The 25,686-nt window shown below is 61.3% G+C and carries 20 protein-coding genes; 4 read left to right on the forward strand and 16 right to left on the reverse strand.

The window, feature by feature from the left end; translation table 11 throughout:
- Positions 1-26: 26 nt before the first annotated feature.
- From J3D60_RS01420 to J3D60_RS01445, 6 genes are all read right to left on the reverse strand, one after another.
- Entirely contained in the window at positions 27-653 is a 627-nt protein-coding gene (locus J3D60_RS01420; protein WP_027603534.1) for a transcriptional regulator, read from the reverse strand.
- Complete coding sequence (locus J3D60_RS01425) at positions 653-1,786, reverse strand: FAD-binding oxidoreductase (RefSeq protein WP_253489002.1); 1,134 nt, start codon at positions 1,784-1,786, stop codon at positions 653-655. The genes J3D60_RS01420 and J3D60_RS01425 overlap by 1 nt, the downstream gene beginning before the upstream one ends.
- The gene (locus tag J3D60_RS01430) at positions 1,783-2,718 is read right to left on the reverse strand and encodes an ornithine cyclodeaminase family protein (protein WP_253489004.1); all 936 of its coding nucleotides are present in this window, start codon (positions 2,716-2,718) and stop codon (positions 1,783-1,785) included. Before J3D60_RS01430 ends, J3D60_RS01425 begins: the two co-directional genes overlap by 4 nt.
- Before the next feature lie 112 nt (positions 2,719-2,830).
- Positions 2,831-4,282, reverse strand: coding sequence for an AdeC/AdeK/OprM family multidrug efflux complex outer membrane factor (adeC, locus tag J3D60_RS01435; protein ID WP_065939687.1), 1,452 nt, complete (start codon positions 4,280-4,282; stop codon positions 2,831-2,833).
- 1 nt (position 4,283) lies between these two features.
- The gene (locus J3D60_RS01440; protein WP_253489015.1) at positions 4,284-7,445 is read right to left on the reverse strand and encodes an efflux RND transporter permease subunit; all 3,162 of its coding nucleotides are present in this window, start codon (positions 7,443-7,445) and stop codon (positions 4,284-4,286) included.
- A gap of 18 nt (positions 7,446-7,463) precedes the next feature.
- The gene (locus tag J3D60_RS01445; protein ID WP_253489018.1) at positions 7,464-8,675 is read right to left on the reverse strand and encodes an efflux RND transporter periplasmic adaptor subunit; all 1,212 of its coding nucleotides are present in this window, start codon (positions 8,673-8,675) and stop codon (positions 7,464-7,466) included.
- Between the two features lie 150 nt (positions 8,676-8,825).
- Here J3D60_RS01445 and J3D60_RS01450 point away from each other — a divergent pair, with 150 nt between their 5' ends.
- The gene (locus J3D60_RS01450) at positions 8,826-9,449 is read left to right on the forward strand and encodes a TetR/AcrR family transcriptional regulator (RefSeq protein WP_253489021.1); all 624 of its coding nucleotides are present in this window, start codon (positions 8,826-8,828) and stop codon (positions 9,447-9,449) included.
- Between the two features lie 16 nt (positions 9,450-9,465).
- Here the strand turns inward: J3D60_RS01450 and J3D60_RS01455 are convergent, their stop codons facing one another.
- From J3D60_RS01455 to J3D60_RS01500, 10 genes are all read right to left on the reverse strand, one after another.
- On the reverse strand, positions 9,466-10,446 hold the full coding sequence (locus J3D60_RS01455) for a helix-turn-helix domain-containing protein (RefSeq protein ID WP_253489024.1): 981 nt from the start codon (positions 10,444-10,446) through the stop codon (positions 9,466-9,468).
- Between the two features lie 58 nt (positions 10,447-10,504).
- Positions 10,505-11,983, reverse strand: coding sequence for an aldehyde dehydrogenase family protein (locus J3D60_RS01460; RefSeq protein WP_098479826.1), 1,479 nt, complete (start codon positions 11,981-11,983; stop codon positions 10,505-10,507).
- A gap of 49 nt (positions 11,984-12,032) precedes the next feature.
- On the reverse strand, positions 12,033-12,881 hold the full coding sequence (locus J3D60_RS01465) for a VOC family protein (protein ID WP_131698813.1): 849 nt from the start codon (positions 12,879-12,881) through the stop codon (positions 12,033-12,035).
- On the reverse strand, positions 12,878-14,539 hold the full coding sequence (locus tag J3D60_RS01470) for a bifunctional 3-(3-hydroxy-phenyl)propionate/3-hydroxycinnamic acid hydroxylase (protein ID WP_253489027.1): 1,662 nt from the start codon (positions 14,537-14,539) through the stop codon (positions 12,878-12,880). The genes J3D60_RS01465 and J3D60_RS01470 overlap by 4 nt, the downstream gene beginning before the upstream one ends.
- 21 nt (positions 14,540-14,560) lie before the next feature.
- Positions 14,561-15,388, reverse strand: a complete 828-nt coding sequence (locus J3D60_RS01475; protein ID WP_253489029.1) for an IclR family transcriptional regulator — start codon at positions 15,386-15,388, stop codon at positions 14,561-14,563.
- A gap of 3 nt (positions 15,389-15,391) precedes the next feature.
- Positions 15,392-16,243 (reverse strand): fumarylacetoacetate hydrolase family protein, encoded by an 852-nt coding sequence (locus J3D60_RS01480; protein WP_027603546.1) that lies wholly within the window; start codon positions 16,241-16,243, stop codon positions 15,392-15,394.
- Between the two features lie 191 nt (positions 16,244-16,434).
- Positions 16,435-17,880, reverse strand: coding sequence for a carotenoid oxygenase family protein (locus J3D60_RS01485; protein WP_253489033.1), 1,446 nt, complete (start codon positions 17,878-17,880; stop codon positions 16,435-16,437).
- A gap of 25 nt (positions 17,881-17,905) precedes the next feature.
- Positions 17,906-19,102, reverse strand: coding sequence for an MFS transporter (locus J3D60_RS01490; protein WP_253489035.1), 1,197 nt, complete (start codon positions 19,100-19,102; stop codon positions 17,906-17,908).
- Between the two features lie 39 nt (positions 19,103-19,141).
- A complete protein-coding gene (locus tag J3D60_RS01495) occupies positions 19,142-20,134 on the reverse strand; it encodes a transporter (protein ID WP_065939694.1) in 993 nt (330 codons plus the stop codon).
- Positions 20,135-20,275: 141 nt separating this feature from the next.
- Positions 20,276-21,214, reverse strand: a complete 939-nt coding sequence (locus J3D60_RS01500; RefSeq protein ID WP_253489038.1) for a LysR family transcriptional regulator — start codon at positions 21,212-21,214, stop codon at positions 20,276-20,278.
- Between the two features lie 109 nt (positions 21,215-21,323).
- On the opposite strand from J3D60_RS01500, the gene J3D60_RS01505 reads away from it, so the two are divergent.
- From J3D60_RS01505 to J3D60_RS01515, 3 genes are all read left to right on the forward strand, one after another.
- Positions 21,324-22,823, forward strand: coding sequence for a CoA-acylating methylmalonate-semialdehyde dehydrogenase (locus J3D60_RS01505; RefSeq protein WP_253489041.1), 1,500 nt, complete (start codon positions 21,324-21,326; stop codon positions 22,821-22,823).
- A 242-nt stretch (positions 22,824-23,065) separates the two neighbouring features.
- Positions 23,066-24,004 (forward strand): pectate lyase, encoded by a 939-nt coding sequence (locus J3D60_RS01510; RefSeq protein ID WP_253489044.1) that lies wholly within the window; start codon positions 23,066-23,068, stop codon positions 24,002-24,004.
- 251 nt (positions 24,005-24,255) lie between these two features.
- Positions 24,256-25,506, forward strand: a complete 1,251-nt coding sequence (locus tag J3D60_RS01515; protein ID WP_253489047.1) for a glycoside hydrolase family 68 protein — start codon at positions 24,256-24,258, stop codon at positions 25,504-25,506.
- Positions 25,507-25,686: the final 180 nt, after the last annotated feature.

Consider the following 25,686-nt stretch of genomic DNA (forward strand, 5'->3'; position numbering starts at 1 on the left):
GAGGGCAAGCCCCCTCCCACATTTGATCAGCCCTTGAGCTCCTTCAAATGCTTGTAGACCGTGGCCCGCCCCATGCCCAGCACATTGGCCACATAGTTCGAGGCGCTCTTGCCCTTGAATGCGCCTTCGGCATGCAGCGCCAGTACCAGCTCACGCTTGTGGTCACGGGTGAGCAGGTTCAGGCTCAGCTGGCGCTCGCGCATCCAGGCATGCAGGAACGTGTTGATACGCTCCTGCCAGTCATCGCGAAACAGCGAGTCCGGTTGCGGGATCAGCTTGCTCGGCGACAGGAACAGGTCCAGCGCGGCCTTGGCGTTTTCGAACAGTGAGATATTCAGGTTGATGCACAGCACCGCCAGCCGCCGACCTGTGTGGTCATGCAGCACGGTGCTCAGGCTGCGGATTTTCTGGCCATCCCAATTGAGCTTTTCGTAGGGGCCGATATTCACGTCGCTGACGTCGGCGCTGAGCATGTCCTCCAGCGCCGAGTCGTCGCCAATGCCTCGTTTGGACAGGTTATTGGCGATGTAATCGACTTTTTGCGTGCGCAGGTCATGCAGCACCACTTCGGCGTGGGGGAAGAACAACGTGGCGATTGCATCGGCAATCGCACGGAAATTCTGCAGGACTTTTTCGTGTTCGGCGCTGTTCATCAATGGGGCTCCAGGCGGGCGAGGGAGAGCATACCAGCGTCCAGGCCGAACCGTGTCAGTGCCTCCGGCAACGCTTCACCGCGCACCAGCGCCGCACTGGCCTGGCCCATGGCGGGGGAGGTCTGGATCCCATAACCGCCTTGCGCCGCGACCCAGAACAGGCCGGGCACCAGCGGGTCGAAGCCGCTGAGCAAATCACCATCGTGCACAAAGCTGCGCAGGCCGGCCCAGGTGCGCGTCGGGCGGCGGATGCTCAGGGTGGTGGCTTCTTCGATCTGGTAGATGCCCATGGCGATGTCCAGCTCTTCGGGCTGTACATCCTGGGGCTCCACCGGGTCGGCATTCGCCGGCGAGCCGAGGAACATGCCGGCGTCGGGCTTCATGTAGAAGGCTTCGTCGAGGGCCACCAGCATCGGCCAGGCATGGCTGTCCACGCCTTCGGGGCCGGCGAAGATAAATGCCGAGCGCCGCTTGGGTTGCAGGCCGATGGACGCGGCGCCCGCCAGCCCGCCGATATGATCGGCCCAGGCGCCGGCGGCGTTGATGATGATCGGCGCGGTGTAGGTCCCGTCCTGGGTGTTTACGTGCCAGAGTCCCGCGCTGTCACGGCTCAAGCCCAGTACATGGCTGTCGGTGCGCACTTCGCCCTGATTGCGTCGGATACCGCGCAGATAGCCCTGGTGCAGGGCGTCGGTGTCGATGTCGCTGGCGGTCGGGTCATACAGCGCGCCATGGACTTTTTCCCGGCGCAGGATCGGCAGGCGCGCGCAGGCTTCATCCGCCGTAAGCCGTTCGACCTGGGGCACCGTGGCCTTGGCGCTCAGGTACTGGGCCTGCAATTCGGCAGCGTCGCCGTTGAAGTCCACGGTCATTTCGCCGCGCGGCGTCAGCAGGGGATGCTCGCAGAAACCTGGCGGCGGGTTATCGAAAAACGCGCGGCTGGCCTGGGTCAACGCACGCACCTGCGGGGTGCCATACGCCGCCGTGTAGAGCGCGGCCGAGCGTCCGGTGGAGTGATAGGCCGGGTGGGATTCACGCTCCAGTACCAGCACCTTGGCATGGGGCGACAACCAGAAACCCGTGGACGCGCCGGCAATGCCGCCGCCGATGATGATGAAGTCGGCATGGCTCATAACAGTCTCCAGAGGGCATTGGCCAGGGCGATGTCTTCCAGGCCCAGGCCGATGGAACGGAAAAATACGTGGCGGTCACAGGCCGGGCGCTGTACCTGCTCACTGAGCAGTTCGGGCAGGTCGCCGACGATCGCGTTCTTGTCCCAGCCGTGCTGTTCAGCGGCAATCAGCATCTCGCCGGCCGAGCCGGGGGTGGTCTGGCGATAGTCGCAGAACACCTGCATGGCGTTGAGGCTCTGGGGCGGCACTTCATGGGCACGCGGGGCGTTGGTGCTGATCGAGGTGATCAGCGCCGGCTTGCTCAAGCGCGACGGGTCGATCACCGGGCCGGCCGATGAGGTGCACAGCAGGATCACATCGGCGTCGGCCACCGCCGCATCGCAGCTGTCGGCGACGCTCAAGCGTGGATCCAGGCGTTTGATGGCGTCGGTATTGGCAGTGGCCAGGCTGGGCGAAAACACATTGATGCTCTGCCAGTCCCGCAGGTTTTTCACGTAGTGCAGATGCGCCTGGGCCACCTTGCCGTTGCCGATGATCGCCAGGCGCCGTGCCGCCTGCGGGGCCAACGCCTCCACCGCCAGCGCAGTGGTCGCGGCGGTGCGCGCGGTGGTCAACTCGGCGGCATCGCACAGCAACAGGGGCTCGCCGGTTTGCATCGACATCAACAGCGTCCAGGCCGTTACCAGCGGCCCTTGCTCGCGCACGATATACGGCGAGGTCTTGACCCCGTACACCCCCTCTTCAGCCAGCACGCCGAGGTAATTGATGAAGTCGCCCGCGCCGTGGGGGAACGCCACTAACTGCTGCGCCGGTTGCACCGCATGCCCGGCGGCCAGGGCGCGGAACAGCGTGCGCAGGATCTGCGGTACATCGACTTGGGCGAGCAATTCGCGGGCCTGGGCCTGGTTGATGACAAAAGGGGGGCTGGACATGGAGAACTTCCAAATTAAACTAATTTGTCCATTATGGACTTTTAGTTTTATTGGGCAACCACTGGGCGCAAAAAATCTGCAGACCTTCCCCCTACGTTAGAAGCAACGGTGGTCAGTTTGTCACTGAACTCACCTTGGCGACCACGGCCCCGCGAGTTTCGACCCATCCTCCTCCAAGCACTTTGTAGAAGGTCACCAGGTTGGTCAGGCGCGACAACTGCGTGCCGATCAGGTCCTGTTGCGCGGTGTAGAGCGAACGTTGCGAGTCCAATACCGTGAGGTAACTGTCGATCCCCTGACTGAAGCGCGCCTGTGACAGCCGATAGCTTCTGGCGGTCGCCTCTACCAGCGCTTGCTGTGCATCAAGCTGGCGCCCCAGTGTGCCGCGTTGCGCGAGCGCATCGCTGACTTCGCGAAACGCCGTTTGAATCGCCTTCTCGTAGTCCGCTACATAGATGTCTCGATCCGCTGTGGCGCTGGCCAGGTTGGCTTGGTTGGTACCGCCATCGAAGATCGGCAGCGAGAGTTGCGGCGCGAAACTCCAGGTTCCCGAACCGCCTTTGAACATGTTCGATAAACTCGCGCTTGAAGTCCCCGCCGAAGCCGTGAGGGTAATGCTTGGGTAAAACGCCGCACGGGCGGCGCCGATGTAGGCATTGGCGGCCTTCAGGTCGCGCTCGGCCTTGAGTATGTCGGGGCGGCGTTGCAGAAGGTCCGAGGTCAAGCCGGGCGGGATGTTGGCCAAAGGGCTCGCTTCGGCTGTCGAGCGTTCGGGCAGGGTCTTGGGCAGCAGCGCGGCTGGCAGATCGGCACCGACCACCAGGCGCAGTGCGTTCAGGTCCTCGGCGACTTGAGCGGTATATTTTTCCACATCGACGCGTGCCGTTTCGACGCTGGTCTGTGCCTGGCTCAGGGTGAGGGCGGAAGAGGAACCCAGGTCGAACATGCGCTGGTCGAGTGCATAGCTGTCTTGCTGGCTGGTGAGCGTATCGTGCGCCAGCTTGAGCCGGTCCTGGTCGGACGCCAGGGTGAGGTAGTCCGTGGCGACTTCCGCGATCAGGCTGATTTGAGTGCTTCGGCGATTCTCAGCCGTGGAGAAGAATTGCTCGAGTGCCTGCGCGCTGAGGCTGCGCAAGCGACCAAACAGGTCCAGTTCGTAGGCACTGAAGCCCAGCGTCGCGCTGTAGCTGTGCGTGACCATGGCCTGGCCGGTCTGGGATTGATCGGCCGGTGTGCGGCTGGCGCTGGAGCTGCCGCTGGCATCGACGCTGGGAAATAACGCTGCGTCTTGAACGCGGTAGGTGGCGCGAGCCTTTTCGATATTGAGCACCGCCACCCTCAGATCGCGGTTGTTGGCCAGGGCCAGCTCGATGACTTTTTGCAGGGACGGGTCGGTGAACACATCGCGCCAGCCCAGGTCAGCGACCGGCACGGTGGGCACTACGCCCTGGTCTTCGGGAAACGTCGCCGGGACGGGCGAGGGTGGAGGCTGGTAGGCCGGCATCAGGCTGCAACCGCTCAACAGAGCCCCCACTACCAGTACAGAACGTGTAAACCGTTGCATATCAGAGACCTTGTGCAGGGGCTGGTTGGGCAGGGGATTGCGTGGATGTCGGCGCAACGGTTTTTGGGTTGAACAGGCGCATCACCAGTACAAAAAACAGTGGAACAAAGACAATCGCCAGGAGCGTGCCGGAGAGCATGCCGCCGATCACTGCGCTGCCCAACGCATGCTGTGCACCGGCCCCCGCGCCGCTGCCCAATACCATCGGTAACACGCCAAGAATGAATGCCAGGGACGTCATGAGTACCGGACGCAAGCGCATGCGCGCGGCTTCGAGTGCTGAATCCACCAGGCTCTTACCGCCGGCGTAGAGGTCTTTGGCGAACTCCACGATCAGGATGGCGTTTTTCGAGGCGAGGCCAATGGTGGTCAATATCCCGACCTGGAAGTACACGTCGTTCATTTTCCACGTCAGGATTGCGCCGACCAGGGCCCCCAGCACCCCCAGCGGTACCACCAGCACCACTGACAATGGAATCGCCCAGCTCTCATACAGTGCGGCCAGGCACAGGAACACGAACAGGATCGACAGGCTGTACAGCAAGCCGGTCTGGCCGGTCGAGGCTTTTTCCTGGCGCGACAGGCCAGTCCATTCGTAGCCGATGCCGGTCGGCAACTTGGCAACGGCGTCTTGCACGATCGCCAGTGCTTCGCCGCTGGACGCGGCTCCAGGCATGGCCATGCCCAATATCTCTACGGACGGGACGCCGTTATAGCGTTCAAGCCGTGGCGACCCCGAGGCCCACACCGCCTTTGAAAAGGCAGAGAAGGGCACCATGCCGCTGTCACTGTTGCGGATGTACCAGCGATTGATGTCATCGGGGAGCATGCGGTAGGTGGCATCCGCCTGCAGCATGACCTTTTTGACCCGGCCCTTGTCGATGAAGTCATTGATGTAACTGCTGCCCCAGGCAGCCGAGAAGTTGTCATTGATATCGGCGATCGACACACCCAATGCCTGGGCCTTGTCCGGGTCAATCTCGAGCTGCAGTTCAGGCGTGTCTTCCTGGCCGTTGGGCCGCACCGCCACCAGGCGCTTGTCTTTTGCGAGCTCGGCGAGCAGTTGGTTACGCGCACTCATCAAGGCTGCGTGGCCAAGGTTGGCGCGGTCTTGCAGCATCAGGTCGAAGCCGGTGGCATTGCCCAACTCCGCCACGGCCGGCGGGGCGAACGCAAATACCCGTGCGTCCCTGAGCGTCGAAAAGTAAGCCATGGCTTTGCTGGACACACCAGACACACTGAGCGCGTCACCCTTGCGCTCATCCCAGGGCCTGAGTTTGACGAACGCCAGGCCGGTGTTCTGGCCACTGCCGGCAAAGCTGAAGCCGGACACTGTGAACACGCCGGAGACCGCATCTTTCTGATCGACCAGGAAGTGTTGCTCGACCTGATGAATGACTTCATCGGTACGCGCGCCTGTCGCACCGGGTGGCAATTGCACCAGTACGAACAGGGTGCCCTGGTCTTCATCGGGCAGGAAGCCGACCGGCAACTTCATGAAGCCGAAGACCACCGCGCCCAGCACCACGGCGTACACCAGCATGTACCGCCAACCCTTGCCCACGATGTGGCGCACGATGCCTTGGTAGCCAAGGTTGCCTCGGTCAAACGAACGGTTGAACCAGCCGAAGAAACCGGTGGTAGCAGCGCCATGGCCTTGCTCAATGGGTTTGAGTAACGTTGCGCACAGGGCGGGTGTGAGCACCAGCGCTACCAGTACCGACAGCGTCATGGCCGAGACGATGGTGATGGAAAACTGTCGGTAGATCACGCCGCTGGAACCACTGAAAAACGCCATCGGCACAAATACGGCGGCCAGCACCAGGGCGACGCCCACCAAGGCTCCGGTGATCTGGCCCATTGACTTGCGAGTGGCCTCCTTCGGCGATAGCCCTTCCTGGGCCATGATCCGTTCGACGTTTTCCACCACGACAATGGCATCGTCCACCAGCAGACCGATGGCCAGTACCATGGCAAACATGGTCAGCGTATTGATCGTGAAACCGAACGTCGCGAGCACGCCGAAGGTGCCGAGCAGCACCACAGGTACAGCTATCGTCGGAATCAGCGTGGCCCTGAAGTTTTGCAGGAACAGGTACATCACCAGGAAAACCAGTGCCACGGCTTCAACCAGGGTGCGTACGACCTCCTCGATCGAAATACGCACGAAGGGCGTGGTGTCATAGGGCTTTTGCACGGCCATGCCGGGCGGGAAGAATTGCTCAAGCTCTGCCACCCGGGCGTCTATCGCCTTGACGGTGTCCAGGGCGTTGGCACCCGCGGCGAGCTTGATAGCCAGGCCCGCAGCGGGTTTGGCGTTGTAACGTCCGGCACTGGTGTAGCTTTCACTGCCCAGTTCTATGCGCGCAACGTCACGCAGGCGCACTTGAGAGCCATCAGTCTGGGTGCGCAGCAGGATGTCCTCGAATTCTTTCGCCGTTCTCAGGCGTGTCTGCGAGGTGATCGTCGCGTTGATCTGCTGGTTGCTGGTAGCGGGGAGAGCGCCCAACTGCCCGGCGGAGACCTGGACGTTCTGCGCCTGGATCGCCGTTTTCACATCGGTTGGCGTAAGGCTGAAGTTGGCCAACTGGTCGGGGTTGAGCCAGATGCGCATGGCGTACTGTGAGCCAAACAGCGTGGTGTCGCCTACCCCTTCAACCCGACTGATTGCATCCTGCACGTTGGCGGCCACGTAGTCCGAGAGGTCGGAGCCGCTCATGCTGCCGTCCTCGGAAGTAAACGCCAGGACATTGAGGAAGTTCGTCGCCGACTTTGTCACCGTCAGGCCCTGGTTCTGCACCTCTTGCGGCAACAGCGGTGTCGCCAGCGCGAGCTTGTTCTGAACCTGCACCTGCGCGGTATCGGGGTTGGTGCCGTTCTCGAACGTGAGTGTGATGGTGGCCGAACCGGAGGACTCACTGGTGGATGACATGTAGCTCAACCGGTCCAGCCCCTTCATCTTCTGCTCGATGATCTGGGTGACCGTGTCTTCCAGTGTCTTGGCCGACGCGCCGGGATAGGTGGCAGTAATTGCCACGGCGGGAGGCGCGATATCCGGGTACTGCGCGATCGGCAGCGTGAGGATCGAAAGGATGCCGGCCAGCATCACGAGAATAGCCAGCACCCATGCGAACACCGGGCGATCAATAAAAAAACGTGCCATGAGTAGCTCTCTCGCAGGTCAGTTTGACGCGGTGGCCTTGATGGCTGGCGCAGGGGGGGCAACGTGGGAGGCGTCGTCAGCCGGTTTGGTTACCCACGGTGTGACATTCACCTCCAGGCCCGGCGCGGCGTTTTGCTGGCCATCGACTACAAGCTGGTCCCCCGGCTCAAGTCCGGCCTGCACCAACCACTGATCGCCTACTGCCCGCTCGGTCTGTAGTGGTCGACGCTGCAGTTTTTTCTCGCTGTCGACGACATAGGCGAACGGCTTGCCGGCACCATCCCTGGAGACCGCTTGCTGGGGCACCAACAGGGCGTTTTCCTTGACGGCCTCCTGCAGTACCGCACGCACATACATGCCGGGCAGCAGGTCGCCGTCGGGGTTGGGAAATACCGCCCGCAAGGTGATCGTGCCGGTGTTCTGGTCCACGGTGACATCCGAGAATTCCAGGGTGCCCTCGTGCGGATAAGCGCTGCCATCTTCAAGCAGCAATTGCACCTTCGCCGAGTTGGCGCCGCTCTTTTGCAGTTCGCCTCGGGCCATCGCGTGTTTGAGTTGCAGCAGCGCGGTGCTGGATTGGGAGAGGTCGACGTACAGGGGATCCAGCTGTTGGACCGTCGCCAGTTCCGTGGTCTGGCTGGCGGTCACCAGTGTGCCGGGGGTGACGCTCGACTTGCCGATGCGCCCGGAGATCGGTGAATCCACGCGGGCGTAGGACAGATTGATACGGCTGCTTTCAACGTCAGCCTTGGCTGATGCTACTTGGGCTTCGTCCTCGCCGAGGGAGGCGCTTGCATCATCGTAGTCCTGTTGGCTGACCGCCTGGACGGCCAGCAATTGCTTGTAGCGTTCGGCCTTGAGCCGCGCGGTCTTGAGGGTGGCTTGTGCTTTGGCGAGCGCGGCAAGGTTGCTGTCGTGGGTGGCCTTGTAGGTGGCCGGGTCGATTTGGTACAGCGCCTGGCCTGCAGTGACATCGCTGCCTTCCTTGAACAGGCGTGTCTTGATGATCCCGGCAACTTGCGGGCGTACCTGCGCGACCAGGTACGCTGAGGTGCGGCCGGGGAGTTGTGTCGTCAGCGCCAGATGCCGGGGTTGCACGGTGATCACCCCCACGGTCGGTTTGCCCTGTGCGGGCGGAGGACCACCCGGCGGCTTGCCGCAGGCGGTGAGAAAGCAAGCAGCAGTACAGGCTGCGAAGAAGCTTAAGAAGTAAGTCAGGGGCGGGCGCAAGGCATTCTCCAGGGCGGGAAGGAGGAAGCGGATTAGTTATTTAAATACCGTACCGTACGGTAATGTATTGAGGTAAATTTGCGCCGTCAACCGGGATGAACGCCCCTGGGGTATCATCCGGGCGTTTGTGGAAGCAGTGGAGCAAGGGTTATGCGAGTCAAGACTGAAGCCAAACGCGAGTCCATCGTCGAGGCTGCAGCGCAGGTTTTTCTGGAGTTCGGCTTTGATGGTGCGTCCATGACGCAGATCGCCACGCGAGTGGGCGGATCAAAGGGGACGTTGTACGGGTACTTCAGCAGTAAGGAGGAGTTGTTTGTCGAGGTCATGCATGGCATGGCCAAGCGTTTCCTGGAGCCCATCTTCGAAGCGTTGCAGAAGGACCATGATGACTTGCGGCATGCATTGCAGCAGTTCGGCGAGCGCACCCTGGCCGTGTTGTGCCTGGAAGCTTCCATTCAGGCACGCCGCGCGATCATCGCGCAGTCGGGTCGCAGTGACATCGGCTTGCGGTTCTACGAGCGGGGCCCGAAAAAAGGCATGCGCGAAGTGGCCAGTTTCCTGACACGCCGGATCGAGGCGGGCCAGCTCAGGCCGTGCGACCCGGAGGTCGCAGCCTGCCACCTGATGGCACTGTTGGATTCGGAGACCGTCACTCCTTGTCTGTTGGGCGTCAACCGCAAGCCTTCGACCGCCCATATACGAGCAGCGGTAAGTCGTGCGCTGGATACCTTTCTGGCGGGCTATGCGCTCGGGCCTCACAGAGTTGTCCCCTAGGGAAACGCGGCCTGGCTCATTGGGCGGCGCTGGCCGTTTCACGGTAGAGCCTGGGCGGCATGCCGAATGCTGCCTTGAAATGGCGACTGAAGTGAGCGCTGCTGCCATAGCCCCAGGCGTAAGCAATGTCGGTGAGCGAGCGATGGCTGAGGTCACGGTTGCGTAGGTCTTGCGCGCAGCGCGCCACGCGGCGTTGCCAGATGTACTCGCTGACGCTGCAACCGAATTCGTCCTGGAATGCCCGATGCAGACTGCGCACGGAGCAGTGTTCGGCAAACGCGATGCGCTCGATGCTCAGGTCGCGGTCGGCCAGGTGAAGTTCGATATAGCGCTTGAGGCGGTTCTGCTTGTAGTGACGGAAGTCGTGTTCGAGCTTCTTCTCTTCCTGCTTGTTGCCCAGCGCATTGTTCAAAAGCCCGACGATACTGTCGCCGACCAGCGCCGCCGACTGGCTGTTCAGCAACGGATATTGGCTGTAGGCGTCAACGATCAGGTGCATCAACATCCGCCCAAGCCCGTTGCGTGCGCTGATATGCAGGTCGTCAGCGTCCAGTGCCTGCCCGGCGCCTTCGTTGAACAACAGGATGAAGTGCTCACAGCCTTGTGGGCTGCTGACGTTGAATGGTTGGGCGCAGTCAACCACCAGCAACTCGTCGGGCGCCAAGGCGTTGCTGTGCTTGCCTTGCTGGAAATGACTGACGCCGGCGGTTTGCAGAATCAACATGCGTGACGTATCGGGTGCCTCGACTGCTTTGCTCAGGTGACGGGAGTAGCGGTGCGCGCTGGCGGTCATGCGGCAAAAACGCAGTTTTCCAAGATCGCCGTATTCCAGGCGGCCCTGGAAATCGGCATCGTGCAAAGGTTCGATGTAGGTGGACTCGAGGCGCTTGATGTACTCCGGCGTGCGGCCGAGGTTGTCACTCATAAACTCCTTCCACTTCATCAGGCGGTCGGAGCGCATCACTTGATCGGTAGAAACGCAGGCTAGATTGCTCATGGTTCGCCTCTTTTTATTGTGATGGGGTGGGCCACACCGGGTGGGCCCACCCTGTTTCCTAGAAGGGGTAGTGGTGGCTCCCGGCTTGCCAGGTCACCCAGTGCGCACGTGTGAATTCATCCAGGGCATAGTGACCGTTGAAGCGTCCCAGCCCGGAGTTCTTTTCGCCACCGAACGGGGCATTGGGCTGGTCGTCCACAGTGATGTCGTTAATGTGCGTCATCCCAGCCACGATGCCACGGGAAAAATTCAGCGCGCGGGCCATATCTTTACTGAACACGGCGCTGGACAGCCCATATTCGCTGGCGTTGGCCAGGGTCAGGGCATGTGCCTCATTGTCGGCGATCAATATTGGCAGCAAGGGCCCGAAGGTTTCATCGTGCGCCAGTTCGTGGTCGAAAGGGACATCCCCGTATACATGGGGCGGCAGCACCAGCCCGGACGCCGGGCCACCGTGCAGTTTCTTCAGGCTCGCGCTGTCGGCGGCATTGACCTTGCGCAGCAGGCCGTCCAACTGGCTGCGGTTGATCACCGGGCCAATCACTGTATCGGCGAGGTTAGGGTTGCCGGTTTTCAAGTTGCGCACGCGCTCCACCACCAACGCGCTGAAGTCGGCGTAGAGCGAACGGTCCACAATCACCCGGTTGACGCTCATGCAGATCTGGCCCTGATGCAGGAAGCGTCCGACCACTGCTGCATGCGCGGCAAGGTCGATATCCGCATCATCGAGCACCACCAGCGGCGCGTTGCCGCCAAGCTCCAGGGCGACCCGCTTGATGTACTGGCCGCCGGTGGCGATGCGCCCGACATTGCGCCCGACATCGGTAGACCCGGTAAATGAGATCAGGCTGGGAACGGGGTGCCCCACAAAGGCATCGCCGATTTCCGAGCCGGCGCCGACCACTACATTGAGCGTGCCCTCGGGAAAACCCGCTTCTTCGAACAGGTGCGCAATCAGCAGGCCGCCGGTCACGGCCGTGTCGCTGGCCGGTTTAAGGACCACCGTATTGCCCAGTGCCAACGCCGGAACCACCGAACGCATGCTCAAGTACAGGGGGAAGTTCCAGGGGCTGATGACCCCAATCACCCCGAGCGGCTCACGGAACACGAAGCTTTGTTCGCCGGGCTTGTAGCTGCTCAGGATGCGCCCCTCCACCTGCATGGGCAGCGCAATGCATTCACGCACCAGGTTCAGGGTGAATTGCCACTCCATGGTCGCCTTGATACGGGTACTGCCGGACTCGCGAATCAGCCAGTCGATGATCTCTTCGCGGCGTTGCTGGATGACGTGAGCGAGCTTTTCCAGCTGGGCGCCGCGTGTGGTTGGATGCAACTGCGCCCACGGGGTTTGTGCACGTTGGGCTGCTGCGTAGGCCGCGTCGAGGTCGGCAACGCTGGCCAGGGGCATTTCGAGCAATGTCTCGCCGTTGAAAGGATTGCGATCGTCCAGCCGTGCTGAGGAACGACCGGTGTGCCAGGTGCCGTCGATGAACTGGTCGCCATTGAGGGCGTAAGGGGTTGGGCGTTGGGCAGTCATGGTTTTACCTTTGGGTCAGTGGGGCGCGTGGTTTCAGAGCAAGACGGGCTCAGGTTCTGATCCACGCGCGGCCCCAGGAGTTGAGGGTGTGTTCTTCTTGCGGCCAAGTGCCAGGAGGGTCGCTCGCTTCGGTGATTTGCAGCTCCGCCGAGAACTCCAGCCGGTTGCGATCGGCATCCACTACCATGAAGAACAGGTTGTCGCCCGGCCCATGACGGCCGGGGCCAAAGAAAATGCTGATGCGCTCCTTGGCAAAGCGATCACCCCAGTCTCGAATGTCATTCCATTCATTGGTTTCGTAACAGTGATGATCCCACTCGTTTTTCGAGCCGCGGAAGAACGCCAGCGAATGGTGCTCATCGTCCGAACGCAGGAAGCACACCATCAACAGGCCGCTCTGTTGGTCGACCACGCTGTCGGACACCGTGAAGCCAACGGTGTTGACGTAGAACTCAATCATCGCTTCCAGCTCGGTGGTCTGGAACACCACATGCTGCAGGCGGCCGGGCATGCCGGGTGGGGTGGCATGGGTGTGTGCCTGGGATACGCCAAAAATCGTCTGGCGACCTTGAGGATCGCGTATTGCAAAGGCGCCCGGGGCGAGCAGTGGCGAGCTGATGTCTTCGGTGGTGCAGTTGCGCTCGCGCAGGCGACGGTGCAGCGTGGCAAGTTTCTCTGGGCTCGCCAGGTCATACGCCGCCGCCAGCAGGCCGCTGTGCTCGGCCGGGGAGAGCAGCATGGCGCGATTAGGCCCCCTGAGTAGCCAGTGGCCGTCGGCTTGAGGCTGGCCCTGCATGTCCATCATGCGTTGATAGAAGTCGATCTGCCGTTGCGGGTCTTTGCTCGCCAGGTGCAAGTAGCACAGGCGAGCCGGGGTGGACGTTTGCAATGTGTTCATACGCACCTCTCGAGCGTGACGGGTGTTGTGATGGACGGTCGGGGCGCGCGATCGCCCGCGGGCACGGCACCCAGCAAGGACTGCAAGGCCTCGGCAGTGATTGTCTCGGTGGCGCTGTGGAAAATCGCGGCGATGTAGCGATCAGGCCGCAGCAGGAAGAAGCTGGCGCTGGCGCCGAGCAATGCCTCGAGCGCCCCGGCGTGATCGTGCAATACCGTGCAGCCCGGCAGGGCAGGCGGCTTGCTGACGGAACCTGGCAGGATCAGAATCCGCTTCACCTCCAAGTGCGCCCAGAGCGGGTGCTGCAATTGATCCAGGCGTTCGCGGTGAGGGGCGCCGTATTGGATCAGGGCGAAACCTGCGCCGATGTAATCGTCGAGCAGGCGTTCAGTGCCCTGGCTGTCGGTGAGGCTGGGCTGGGGGAACATTTGCCCGCTGGACACGCTGCCCGCGGCACCGGCGGTGAGCACCAGGCCTTGGCGCAGCCGTGGTTTTGGCTTGAAGCGCATCTGCAGGAAGTAGTCACGCAGCGGCGGTACCCGCCCGATCAGCGAGAATGCACCACTGATCAATCGCGCCCGCAGCACGGTAGCGGGCGCCATCACCACCCCGAGGTTCAGCGCGAGCTTGATCAATGCCCACGCGTGATCGCGGCGCTCGCTTTCGTAGGTGAGCAAAACGGCCGGGGCCATTTTCCCGGTCAGTACGCCGATCAGTTTCCAGGCCAGGTTATGGGCATCGCGCACGCCGCTGTTCATGCCTTGTCCGGCATAGGGCGGCGTGAGGTGTGCCGCGTCACCGGCGAGCAACACACGGTTGACTTGCCAGCGTTCGGCGATGCGGGCGTGAAAGGTGTACACGGTTTTACGCACGATGGAGAGCGGTGCATCGCCCTTGAACGGGCGTAGCAAAGCTTGCAATCGCGCTTGGCTGAGCATCTGCGCGTCGCTTTCGCCGTCCTTGAGCATGAACTCGAAGCGCCGCGTGCGATGCGGGCCGGGGACCTCGACGATCGGGCGGCGCGCATTGCAGTACACGCGGGTTTGCCAGAACGGGTCATCGTCCTGATCGGTGTCCACCACCAGCCAGCGCGAGGCGAAGCTGGAGCCGACCATATTGATCCCAAGCTGTTTACGCACCGGACTGCGCCCACCATCACAGGCGATCAGGTAGTCGGCCTGCACTTCCAGCAGTTCCTTGTTGGCGTCCACGACCAGCGCGCGCACGCCGTGCTCGTCCTGGGTGAACTCCAGCAGTTCGTGGCTGAAGCGTGCAGTCAGGCAAGCGAAACGCTGCAGGCCGGCCCTCAACGTGCTTTCGAACAGCGGTTGGCGGAACGCATTGCGCTTGGGAAAACCATACAGCTTGCCGCTGGGTTCGACCTTGCCGAAGCACCGCCCGCCAGGGCGCGTAAAGTAATGCACGCCATAGCCGGCCACCACGTCCGCCAGCACCGCCTGGCTCAATCCCATGGCCTGCATGGTGCGCAACGACTCATCGTCGATCGAGACCGCGCGAGGCTCGGTGACGGTGCCCGGTTTGCTGTCGATAATCCAGGCATCCACGCCGGCCTGGCCCAGCAGGTTGGCCAGGGTCAGCCCGGTAGGGCCGGCACCGACGATCAGGACACGGGTATTGATACTGTTCAGGGTTGTCATTGTTGTTCCCCTACGACTGCATCAGTCCAATGGCTTGGAGGATGGGTTGGCGCTGTGGGTCAGCGCGAGCATGTGCCGCGAGAGGGTGTGGGCCAGCGCGACCATCTGCTCACCCTGTTCCTGCTCCAGCGCCTTGTGCCGCTCGGCTGCCGGGCGCACGCAACTGAGGCTGCCCACCACCTTGCCGTCGCCGTCGAATATCGGTGCGGCCAGGCCGTACACGCCGGGGTCGACTTCGCCTGCACTGGCCACATAGCCCTGGCGCCGCAAGCGTTGCAGCGAGCGGCGGAAGTCTTCCCAGGTGGCGCCCAGGTTGCTGGCGCGCACCTCGTCAGGGTGCTCGAGAAACAGCTGGCTGTGCTGGCGGGCGTTCATGTGCGCAAGGATGGCTTTTGAGGTCGCGCCCATGAACAACGGCCGTGGCGAACCACGGGAATAGCTGACGGTGCTGGCCAATTCACCGCACTGGTGAACACACACCACTTGGTCCTTGAACAACCGGCAGATCAGCCAGACTTGTTGCTCACTCCAGCCTGGCAGGTTGGCCTCCAGCTGCTGAGCGGCGCGTACCAGCGGGTCGCTGAGCCGCAGTTGACGGTCCCAGGTAATGATCCTGGCTCCCAGTGCATAGCGCCCGGCCTCGACCTGGAACAACAGATTGGTCTCGGCCAGTTCACGCACGTAGCGGTAGGCGGTGGAGCGGGTAAACCCCAGCGCGCTGACCATGTCGTCGACCGCCCAGATCGGCTGCGTCTCGGTAAACAGATCCAGCACGCGCAGCATGCGCTCCAGGCTGGAACCCTTGGTGTCGCGCTCTGGCGGTTGGGATGATTCATCGATCAGGGTCATGGTTTATTGCTCGTCGACGATGGTGTTACGCAGGGTGCCGATGCGCGAGATCTCCACTTCCACCACATCACCGGGCTGCATCCACACCGGCGGCTCGCGGAAGGCTCCAACCCCGCCGGTGGTGCCGCTGACAATCACGTCACCGGGGGCGAGTTCGGTAAAGGTGGAGCAGTATTCGATCAGTGCGCCGACGTCGAAGATCATGTCGCGCGTGGACGTGTGCTGCATGACCTCGCCGTTGAGCCGGGTGGTCAATTCGAGGTTCTGCGGGTCGCTGATTTCGTCACGGGTGACCAGCCACGGGCCAAACCCGCCGGTGCTCGGGAAGTTCTTGCCGGGGACGAATTGAAGGGTGTGCTTTTGCCAATCGCGCACGCTGCCATCGTTGTAGCAGGCGTAGCCGGCGACGTAATCGAGGGCGTCGGCTTTGCGGATGTGGCGCGCGGTCTTGCCAATGATGATGGCGAGTTCGCCCTCGAAATCCAGCTTGTGCGAGACCGTCGGCCGCACGATGGGTTGCAGGTGAGCGGTCTGGCTGTCGGCAAATCGCGTGAAAATCATTGGGTAAACCGGCATGTCACGCCCGGTTTCGCGCACGTGGGTCGCGTAGTTGATGCCGATGCACAGCACCTTGCCGGGGTTTGGAATGACCGGCAGCAGCGTCACGCCGGCCAGTGCCCGGCGCGGCAGGCTCGACACCTGCTCATCGCTCACCGACCCCAGGCGGCCGAGGGCAAGCGCCTGCTTGAGATCCGCGCCGAGGGTATTTTTCATCGATTCCAGATCAGCCACCTGGTCGCCTTCGACGATGCCATAGGTGGGACGGCCTTCAACGGTGAAGCTTGCAAGTTTCATTCGATAGTCCTTGTTGGCGAGGGAAGCGTGGACAGAATTTCACTCTATTCGCGCTTAAAAATCCTGTAAAGCGGGATTTTTCTTAAATCCCAAATTGCAGGAAAAATGTATATTTTTTGCCTTCGCGCAGCCGCGTGCCTGCCTTCGGGAGCAGGCCATTCGGTGTGCTGGCGGTCGGGTCTAGCCCAGGGTTATCCCTGTGCCCAGCAGCCGTGCAGGGACATGCGCATCCGTAACGGAACCTTGATCCGCGCAATGGGCCCGCTGGCCATGTCTCGCGAATCCAGGATCACCAGTTCGCTGCGCGCCTGGTCCAGCACATTCAGCAGTGCGACCACGTAACCGTCGGCCTCTTCGGCATCCGCGGAACGAGGGATGAATATGGGCTCCTGGAAACAACTGTTGTCCCCTGGGAACCAGGCGTCGGTGCTGCCCGTCTTGAGGTTCAGATGGGCCAACTGGTTGAAAAACTGAAAGGGCATGGGGCCGTTTGCGGGGTTATAGGGCAGTGTCGGATCAAAGGCGAGCACAAAGCCGTGCTCGTACGGGCGACCCAGATAGCGCTCATCGCAGCGGGGAAACTCACACATGTAGTCGGTCAACGGTTGCGGCTCGACGTCATCCCGCGCGTCGTTCAGATCAAACGTCCAGCGCATCAGGCTCGAAGGCAGGTCCTCGGGGGCAGGCACCGCACCGTCCGCCTGGGGGAAGAAATAAAACACGTTGCCGCCAGTAACCGGCATGTCCACGTACACTTTGCCGTCTTGATCAAAGGCATTGAGGGTGTGGCCTTGAAAGCTGTCCTTGGGGCCTTTGAACCAGCGGATAGCCTGCGCGTTGCCATTGCGCGGCAGCACGGCAAACAACTGCGGCAGATCAGGTTGCCACTGAAAATGCGGCCCGCCGTTTTTCATGCGTTCTACATCGACGGTCAGCGGAATCAGTGGGAACACGACGTAGTGCTCGGTGACCGCAAAGTCATGCACCATCGCCGCATAAGGTGCCTGGAACCAGATCTCTTTGAGCAGATTGCCGTCGGGTGAGAGTTCGAAATACGCCATATCCGGCGTGCCGTCACCTTTGGCTTCATAACTGAAGGCCAGCAGGTTGCCGGTGACGGGGTCGATCTTGGGGTGGGCGGTAAAGGTCGCCGACTTGATTTGCCCGGCAAAATCCCATTCGCCCAGGGTTTCCAGGGTTTGCAGGTCCATGGCCCAGGGCAGGGCGTCCTCCTTGAGTGCGAGCAGCCTGCCGTTGTGAGGGATCACCGACGTATTGGCGGTGGTGTTGTTTTTGGCCGCCAGTGGGTCATTGGTGTACGCGTTTCGATAGACGCCATTGAGGGAACGGCCTTCACGGCGCTGCGCGAGCAAGCGATCGGTCTGCACGTAACGTCGTCGCAGGGACACCTTGCCGTCAGCAAAATAGAAACCGCTGACCATCCCGTCACCGTTGAAAAACATATCGCTGCCCAGCATGGGCGGGTATTGCGGGTCGGGGGCCACCTGATAGAAGACGCCTAGGATGGACGCGGGAAGGGTGCCTTCGACCTCAAGGTCCAGCACCTCGGCTTCGACACGACTGGGGCTATACAGCGCCCCGGAAAATTCAGGGGTTTGCGGGAATCGGGTACTCATGGCTACGACCTCATGTGTGCAGTATTTATTTATCGAGCAGGCCGGCGGGCAGCGCAGGCGCGTCGGGTGTTGAAGGGCCGGACGCGCGGCGAAAACGGGCAACCATCCAGCAGGATATGACCAGGGCGACGATATACGCCGAGGCCGCCAGCCAGCCGACCGCACGGAAGTGTCCGTCACCGACGACCAGGGCCGCGCCAAACGGGCCGAGGCCCTGGCCCACGAAGATCGCAGCATTGCCCAGGCCTGCGAGTCGACCGCTCGCGTCCAACTCGGCTGCCATCGAGAGCAGGTAGGGGAGGCTGAAGAACCAGACCATATGGATCAGGCATGCCGTGGTGGCGAACGCCATGGGGCTGTCGCCGTAGACCATGATCAGCGTGGCCATCACCGCCGTGCCGAACCCCATCAACTGCGGAAACAGCAGCCCCAGGCGTCGCCCGATAAGGCCCGCCAGTGCAGCACCGAGTGCCCCGGCAAGAATACTGCCACCCAGGATGGCGCCGATCTGCTGGGGCTCCAGGTCGATACTTTTGCCGATGCGTTCCTGATACACCCACAGCGCAGAATGGCCAAAAAACAACAGCGCAAACAGCCCGATCAACAAGAGTGACGTCAGGCCGAACGGCTGGGCCAGCTGCGCCGGCGTACCGTCGGCGGGGGTGTACTGCGCAGGCACGCGCCCGCAGCCGAGCAGGGCCAAGGCACTGGCGCCGGCCAGCAGGTAAAACGCGCCGTTGACGCCAAAGGCCATGAGCACCGCTGGCATCGAGGTCACCAGCAACATGCCCCAGAACAGATTGCCGATATTGATCACCGCGAACGTCGCGTCCTTGGATGTGCGCAGTGCCGCCGAGGCATACACCACCGCCATCACCGCGCCGCCGCTGGCGCCAGAGACGATGCGGCACAGCAGCAGCGATGTTTCGCTGTGGAACCGGGTACTCGCCAGATTGGCGCAGACCAGCACCAGCAAGGCGAGCTGCGCCACCCAGCGGCGATTGACGCGGGTCATCAACAGGGCAAACACCCCGCAGGTGAGCGCCATGGCAATCAGTTCGCCTGCGAAAATCCTACCGATGGCATTGAGCGGGATACCGAGCTGATCGATAAAAGCCCCGCCCAGAATCGGTTGAATCTGCAAGGTGCCAAGGGACGTGACCATCATCAGGCAAATAGCCGCCAGGGATGTTTTGCTGTCGATGCCAGCGGATGCATTCATGAATGCAGTACCTCGATAGGGTGAGCGAGCGCTTGTCGGTCAGAAGGTGTGGGCGTAACGAACCTGCACGGCATAGTCCTGCCGGGAGCGGTTCTCGACACCGGTTTCCTTGTAAGTGTTGAGCCAGAAGCCTTGGCCTTCACTGATTTTCCAGAACATGCCGGGGCCTATGCCCAGCACTTTTTCCCGCGAGTCGCTCAGCCGGTCGCCGTTGATCTGGTCGTCGGTGATCTGCCGGAAGTAATAGCCGTTGATCCCCACCGACACGTTGGGGATGACTTCATAGGACGCCGTGAAGTTGGCCCAGGCCGACTGCCCGGCGCGGCTGTCGCTCACCGGTTTGCCCTCGAAGGAATCCTGCGAGCTGCTGGCCGGATCGCGGTTCTTGAAGTTGTACAGGTAATGCAGGCGCCAACTGACTTCCCAGCGCGGTGCCGGCATCCAGGTTGCGGCCCAGTAGGGGTTCAGGGAGTAATAGTTCGACCCTGGGTTGAGGTCTTTGTGTTTGTCGTATTTACCGGTCGGCAGGATCGTGTCAAAGGCCACCCGCTGCACAAACACCGGGCGCCCGTGCGCATCGACGATAGGATCGAATTGGATCTGCGGCCCGACGGTGACATCGCCAAGCCCCGTGGCGTTGTCTTGCAGCGCCGGTCCATTACTGCCAAAGGTGGCATCCAGTGACACGACGGGCACCAGCAAGCTCCAGCCCAGGTGGGCCCCGCCGCCAATGGTGTCGGGCGAGTAGTAGCTGAGTTGGTTGATCAGCGTGATCACGTTGATTTTGGGATTGTCGAAGGCGCCGTTGGCCTTGCCGCTGTTGGTCCTGACACTGCTGGCGGTGCTGAACTTCAAGTAGGTGAGATGGGACAGGCCGGGCGGCCCGGCAAAACCATCGTAGAAACTGGTGCCGCCGAGGTTGATGCCACTGGGCTCGGTCACCGAGGGCGCTGGCGGCCCATCGGCGGCGAATACAATTGACGAGGCGAAGCTGAGCACCAGGCACGCTGGCAAGTATTTGAGTGGGCTCATTGACGTGGCTCTATTATTGGAATTGTGAGCAGAGGGAACTCCCTCGCACAATCACCCTAAGCCAAACCCCGCCGGCGTACTTGCGCGGTACCGCCAGAGTTGACTGATAGCGCCACGGGGCTCGTTTTAACGCCGGCGCTGTCAGCCCTCGTAGCGAAACCCACCCGACAACGTGCCCTTCAAATACCCCACCAACGCACTCACCGACTTCGGCACATGGGGCGAATATGGCCTGATCAGGTAGATCTCATCGGCAAACGCGCCCTTGAGTGTCCAGCCCTTGAGCACCTGCACCAGCTTGCCGCTGGCCAGCGCGGCTTGGGCGCTGAAGTCCGGGAGCAGGGCGATGCCCAAGTGGTTGAGCGCCGAATCACGCAGGGCTTCGCTGTTGTTGGTGGCGAAGCTGCCGGCGATGGGCACGGTGAGGCGTTCGGCCTTTTTGCCGCCGCGTTCGAAGGTCCATGCGGGCTGGTCGCTGCCGCGCGGGTAGAACAGGCAGTTGTGGGCGGACAGGTCGCCGGGTTCGCGGGGGTCGCCGTGGCGTTGCAGGTAATCGCGGCTGGCGACCAGCACCGAACCGGTGTCGCACAGTTTCCACGCCACATGGGTTTCCGGCACCTGGAAGCCGTGGCGCACAGCGAGGTCGTAGCCTTCGGCCGCCAGCGAACTCAGGGCATCCGACACATCCAGCTGGATACGCACCTGCGGGTACTGCTGCAGGAATTCCGCCAAGTGCGGCACCAGCTGTTGTCGGGCGAATGCCACGGGAGCGGTCAAGCGCACCAGGCCACGAATCTCCCCGGCGGAATCGCGCACCGACGAGAAGCTGCGCGCGATTTGCTCATAGGCACCGCGCACTTCACGGGTCAGCGACAACCCGGCATCGGTCAAGCGCACGCTGCGCGTGGTGCGGGTCACCAGCCGTGTGCCGGTGGCTTTCTCGAGGTCGGAAATGCGCTGGCTGACCGCGGATTTACTCACCCCCAGGCGCGCGGCGGCGGCGGTGTAGGTGCCGTGTTCCTCCAGCACTGAGAGCCAGTGAATGTGGGTCCACAGCCCTTCGATCTCGGATTTTTCCATGGGTTTATTGTTCGCTTGTGAGGACAATCAGTTCTTGATTCTGCTCTGGTTTGGAACAAACCGAAAGCCTATCGTGTGTCCCAACGCAACCCACCTGGGATCTACTGCCATGACTGCAACCATCGAGCACTACATCAACGACCAGCGCGTCAGCCGCGATGATCGCTATCAGGACGTCTACAACCCGGCCACCGGCGAAATCACCGGCCGCGTTGCCCTGGCCAGCAGCCAGACCGTGTCGGAAGCCGTCGCCGCTGCCCAGGCCGCTTTTGCCGGTTGGGCCGACACCCCGCCCATCCGCCGTGCCCGCGTGCTGTTCGAATACCTGCACCTGCTGCGTGAGCGCAAGGACGACCTGGCGCGCATCATCGTCGCCGAACACGGCAAGGTCTTCACCGATGCCCAGGGCGAAGTCGACCGTGGCATCGACATTCTCGAATTCGCCTGCGGCATCCCCAACCTGCTCAAGGGCGAACACTCCGACCAGGTCTCCCGTGGCATGGACAACTGGACGATGCGCCAACCCCTGGGCGTCGTGGCCGGCGTCACGCCGTTCAACTTCCCGGTGATGGTACCGATGTGGATGTACCCGATCGCCATCGCGGCGGGCAACACCTTCATCCTCAAGCCAAGCCCGACCGATCCAAGTGCTTCGCTGTTCATGGCCGAACTGCTGCGTGAAGCCGGCCTGCCCAAGGGCGTGTTCAACGTGGTGCAGGGCGACAAGGAATCGGTGGACGCGCTGATCGCGCACCCGGACGTCAAGGCTGTGAGCTTCGTAGGCTCCACGCCGATTGCGCAGTACATCTACGAAACCGGTGCGCGCAACGGCAAGCGTGTGCAAGGCCTGGGCGGCGCGAAGAACCATATGGTGGTGATGCCCGACGCGGATATCGAAAAAACCGTCGATGCCTTGATGGGCGCCGCCTACGGCAGTGCCGGCGAACGCTGCATGGCCATTTCCGTAGCGGTGCTGGTCGGCGATGTCGGTGACAAGGTCATCGCCGCCCTGACCGAACGCGCCAGGCACCTGCGCATCACCGACGGCCGCGACCTCAAGGCCGAGATGGGCCCGATTGTGTCCCGTGCCGCACTGGAGCGCATCAGCGGCTACATCGAGCAAGGCGTGCAGGCCGGCGCGCAACTGCTGCTCGACGGACGTGACTATGTACCCACCGAGGCTGGCCTGGAAAACGGCTTCTGGCTCGGCGCGACCCTGTTCGACCACGTGACCCAGGAGATGAGCATCTACCGCGAAGAAATCTTCGGCCCGGTACTGGCCTGCGTGCGCGTGAATGACTTCGCCGAGGCGGTGAAGCTGGTCAACGACCACGAATTCGGCAACGGCGTCAGCTGCTTTACCCGCGACGGCAACATTGCCCGCGAGTTTGCCCGGCGTATCGAAGTGGGCATGGTCGGTATCAACGTGCCGATCCCGGTGCCGATGGCCTGGCACGGGTTCGGTGGCTGGAAGAAGAGCCTGTTCGGCGACATGCATGCCTACGGCACTGAGGGTGTGCGCTTCTACACCAAGCAGAAATCGATCATGCAGCGCTGGTCGGAGAGCATCGAGCAGGGCGCGGAGTTTGCGATGCCGGTGTCCAAATAACGTTGGAAGAACACCGTAGGGCAAAAGTGGGAGGGGGTTAGCCCCCTCCCACTTTTGGTTGTTTTTCACTTGAGGGTTGACGGCCAGGCGAATGACGAATACTGTACATAAACACAGTGTTTAAGCGCTGATCAACCAGGATGGCAACATCAGCCACGCCAAACACTGTGTGCAAGTTAATGGATTAACTTAATGCACAGGCTCGTTATACCGAGCCGTTTTTATTGATAGAGAGGGAACTCATGTCCTATCCAGAAAGCAAACTCACCGGCTTGACCGGTTTCGCCCTCGCGGCAAAAGTCACTGGCGGCTGGTCCGGCCCTGTGGTCAGCATTACCAGCCTGGATCAACTCAAGGCTAATATCGGCGACACCACCCCACGGGTATTGGTGATCAACGGTAATATCTCGGCGTCGAGCCTGACCAAAGTCAACTTGGGTGCCAACAAGACCCTGATCGGTTCGTTCCAGAACCGCACGTTGGAGAATATTCACCTGCGTGCAACCGCGCAGTCGCAGAACATCATTCTGCAGAATATTATCTTCAAACATTCGGCGAGCATTAAGGCCAATGACGATATTCAGGTGTACCTGAACTACGGCAGCAAATACTGGATTGACCATTGCTCGTTTGTCGGGCACAGCTGGTCCACCACTGACGGCAGTGAAGACAAACTGCTGTATATCGGTGAAAAAGCCGATTATGCCACCATCAGCAACTGCTTCTTTGGCAGCCACAAGTATGGGCTGATCTTCGGTCACCCGGCGGATGATAATAAGGCAGAGTTCAACGGTTATCCGCGCCTGACGTTGTGCCATAACCGCTTCGACAACATGGAAGTGCGTGCGCCTGGCTTGATGCGCTACGGTTACTTTCATGTGTACAACAACTACATCAATAACTTCCACCTCGGTTTTACCCTGGCACAGAACGCCAATATCCTGTCTGAAAGCAACTATTTTGGCGAAGGCAGCCAGAATAAAGGCATGTTGGATGACAAAGGCACCGGGACGTTCACTGATATAAACAGTGTGCCGCCGATCACCAACCAGAAGTCGCCCAAAGCACAATGGACGGCCAGTTCCAACTACGCCTATACCTTGAAGACCGCGGCGCAAGCCAAGGACTTCACCCAGAAGAATGCCGGTGCCCAGGCTGCGGCGCTGGTATTTGGTAGTTGATTAGCTAGCGTTCTACTGAGCTGTCATTTATTGCAAGTGCCACTGTATTTATATCAAGGATATAAACACAGTGATGGCCTTTGTAATATAAATAATTCTTCATGTTGCGATAAGCAAGTGCCCATGTTAAACCTTGGTGCGCACTTGCAGAGCCAACTATCTCTTGCTCTTTCAGTCAGTATTAAGTTGCTGGCTGTCAGGTGCTATTTAATCTTCGCTTGTCATTTAAGCGTCAGCAAAAGGACATCATCATGAAACATGCGAATCACGCACCCACTCGCTGGACACGGGCCGATGCGCTGAAAGTTAATGAAAATGACCCGACGACGACACAGCCGTTAGTGAGTCCTGACTTTCCTGTCATGAGTGACACGGTCTTTATCTGGGACACCATGCCCTTGCGTGAACTCGATGGCACGGTGGTATCGGTGGATGGCTGGTCGGTGATCTTCACCCTGACCGCCGACCGTCGCCCCCATGATCCACAATTCATCAATGCCGATGGCCGTTACGACATCAAGCGCGATTGGGAAGACCGCCATGGTCATGCGCGGATCTGCTACTGGTATTCGCGTACCGGCAAGGACTGGATCTTCGGCGGCCGGGTCATGGCCGAAGGGGTTTCACCGACCACCCGTGAATGGGCGGGTACGCCGATCCTGCTGAACAACAACGGCGATATCGACCTGTACTACACCTGTGTCACGCCGGGCGCCACGATTGCCAAAGTCCGGGGCCAGGTCATTACGTCCGACACCGGTGTCACTCTCCAGGGCTTTGATCAGGTCAAGTCGTTGTTCGACGCCGACGGCACCTATTATCAAACCGAAGCGCAGAATGCGACCTGGAACTTTCGCGATCCCAGCCCCTTTATCGATCCCGTCGATGGCAAGTTGTACATGGTGTTCGAAGGCAATGTGGCCGGCGAGCGCGGGACTCACGAAGTGGGCCCGAACGAGCTGGGCCTGGTGCCGCCGGGGCACGAGGACGTGGGCGGTGCCCGCTACCAGGTGGGCTGCATCGGCATCGCCGTGGCCAAGGACCTCAACGGTGACGAGTGGGAAATCCTGCCGCCCCTGGTCACGGCCGTTGGCGTGAACGACCAGACCGAACGGCCGCACTATGTGTTCCAGGACAACAAATACTACCTGTTCACCATCAGCCACAAGTTCACCTATGCCGATGGCGTGACGGGGCCGGATGGCGTCTATGGGTTTGTCAGCGATCATCTGTTCGGGCCTTATACGCCGATGAACGCGTCCGGGCTGGTCCTCGGCAATCCGCCGTCGCAGCCGTTCCAGACGTATTCCCACTGCGTGATGCCCAACGGCCTGGTGACGTCGTTTATCGACAGCGTGCCCACCACCGGCGATGACTACCGCATCGGCGGCACCGAAGCGCCGACGGTCAGGATCGTGTTGAAGGGCGATCGTTCGTTTGTGCAGGAGGCTTATGACTATGGCTATATTTCGGCGATGCGGGATGTGGTGTTGAGCCAGTGACCGCAGTGCAAAACCCAGCCTGATTCACCAGGTGTAAACCGATCCAAATGTGGGAGGGGGCTTACCCCGATGGCGGAGTGTCAGTCACCGTAGATGTCGACTGACCCACCGCTATCGGGAGCAAGCCCCCTCCCACTTTTTTTGATCGCGTTTCAGGCCATCTTTAACGCTCAAGTCCCC

This window comes from Pseudomonas sp. S3E17 (genome assembly GCF_024168685.1).
In the GTDB taxonomy this organism is placed as follows: Bacteria; Pseudomonadota; Gammaproteobacteria; order Pseudomonadales; family Pseudomonadaceae; genus Aquipseudomonas; species Aquipseudomonas marginalis.

What these genes read in the sequence shown, in the direction of transcription:
- J3D60_RS01420 (WP_027603534.1), bottom strand. Translation starts at nt 653, where the DNA reads ATGAACAGCGCCGAACACGAAAAAGTCCTGCAGAATTTCCGTGCGATT.
- J3D60_RS01425 (WP_253489002.1), bottom strand. Translation starts at nt 1,786, where the DNA reads ATGAGCCATGCCGACTTCATCATCATCGGCGGCGGCATTGCCGGCGCG.
- J3D60_RS01430 (WP_253489004.1), bottom strand. Translation starts at nt 2,718, where the DNA reads ATGTCCAGCCCCCCTTTTGTCATCAACCAGGCCCAGGCCCGCGAATTG.
- adeC (WP_065939687.1), bottom strand. Translation starts at nt 4,282, where the DNA reads ATGCAACGGTTTACACGTTCTGTACTGGTAGTGGGGGCTCTGTTGAGC.
- J3D60_RS01440 (WP_253489015.1), bottom strand. Translation starts at nt 7,445, where the DNA reads ATGGCACGTTTTTTTATTGATCGCCCGGTGTTCGCATGGGTGCTGGCT.
- J3D60_RS01450 (WP_253489021.1), top strand. Translation starts at nt 8,826, where the DNA reads ATGCGAGTCAAGACTGAAGCCAAACGCGAGTCCATCGTCGAGGCTGCA.
- J3D60_RS01455 (WP_253489024.1), bottom strand. Translation starts at nt 10,446, where the DNA reads ATGAGCAATCTAGCCTGCGTTTCTACCGATCAAGTGATGCGCTCCGAC.
- J3D60_RS01460 (WP_098479826.1), bottom strand. Translation starts at nt 11,983, where the DNA reads ATGACTGCCCAACGCCCAACCCCTTACGCCCTCAATGGCGACCAGTTC.
- J3D60_RS01465 (WP_131698813.1), bottom strand. Translation starts at nt 12,881, where the DNA reads ATGAACACATTGCAAACGTCCACCCCGGCTCGCCTGTGCTACTTGCAC.
- J3D60_RS01470 (WP_253489027.1), bottom strand. Translation starts at nt 14,539, where the DNA reads ATGACAACCCTGAACAGTATCAATACCCGTGTCCTGATCGTCGGTGCC.
- J3D60_RS01475 (WP_253489029.1), bottom strand. Translation starts at nt 15,388, where the DNA reads ATGACCCTGATCGATGAATCATCCCAACCGCCAGAGCGCGACACCAAG.
- J3D60_RS01480 (WP_027603546.1), bottom strand. Translation starts at nt 16,243, where the DNA reads ATGAAACTTGCAAGCTTCACCGTTGAAGGCCGTCCCACCTATGGCATC.
- J3D60_RS01485 (WP_253489033.1), bottom strand. Translation starts at nt 17,880, where the DNA reads ATGAGTACCCGATTCCCGCAAACCCCTGAATTTTCCGGGGCGCTGTAT.
- J3D60_RS01490 (WP_253489035.1), bottom strand. Translation starts at nt 19,102, where the DNA reads ATGAATGCATCCGCTGGCATCGACAGCAAAACATCCCTGGCGGCTATT.
- J3D60_RS01495 (WP_065939694.1), bottom strand. Translation starts at nt 20,134, where the DNA reads ATGAGCCCACTCAAATACTTGCCAGCGTGCCTGGTGCTCAGCTTCGCC.
- J3D60_RS01500 (WP_253489038.1), bottom strand. Translation starts at nt 21,214, where the DNA reads ATGGAAAAATCCGAGATCGAAGGGCTGTGGACCCACATTCACTGGCTC.
- J3D60_RS01505 (WP_253489041.1), top strand. Translation starts at nt 21,324, where the DNA reads ATGACTGCAACCATCGAGCACTACATCAACGACCAGCGCGTCAGCCGC.
- J3D60_RS01510 (WP_253489044.1), top strand. Translation starts at nt 23,066, where the DNA reads ATGTCCTATCCAGAAAGCAAACTCACCGGCTTGACCGGTTTCGCCCTC.
- J3D60_RS01515 (WP_253489047.1), top strand. Translation starts at nt 24,256, where the DNA reads ATGAAACATGCGAATCACGCACCCACTCGCTGGACACGGGCCGATGCG.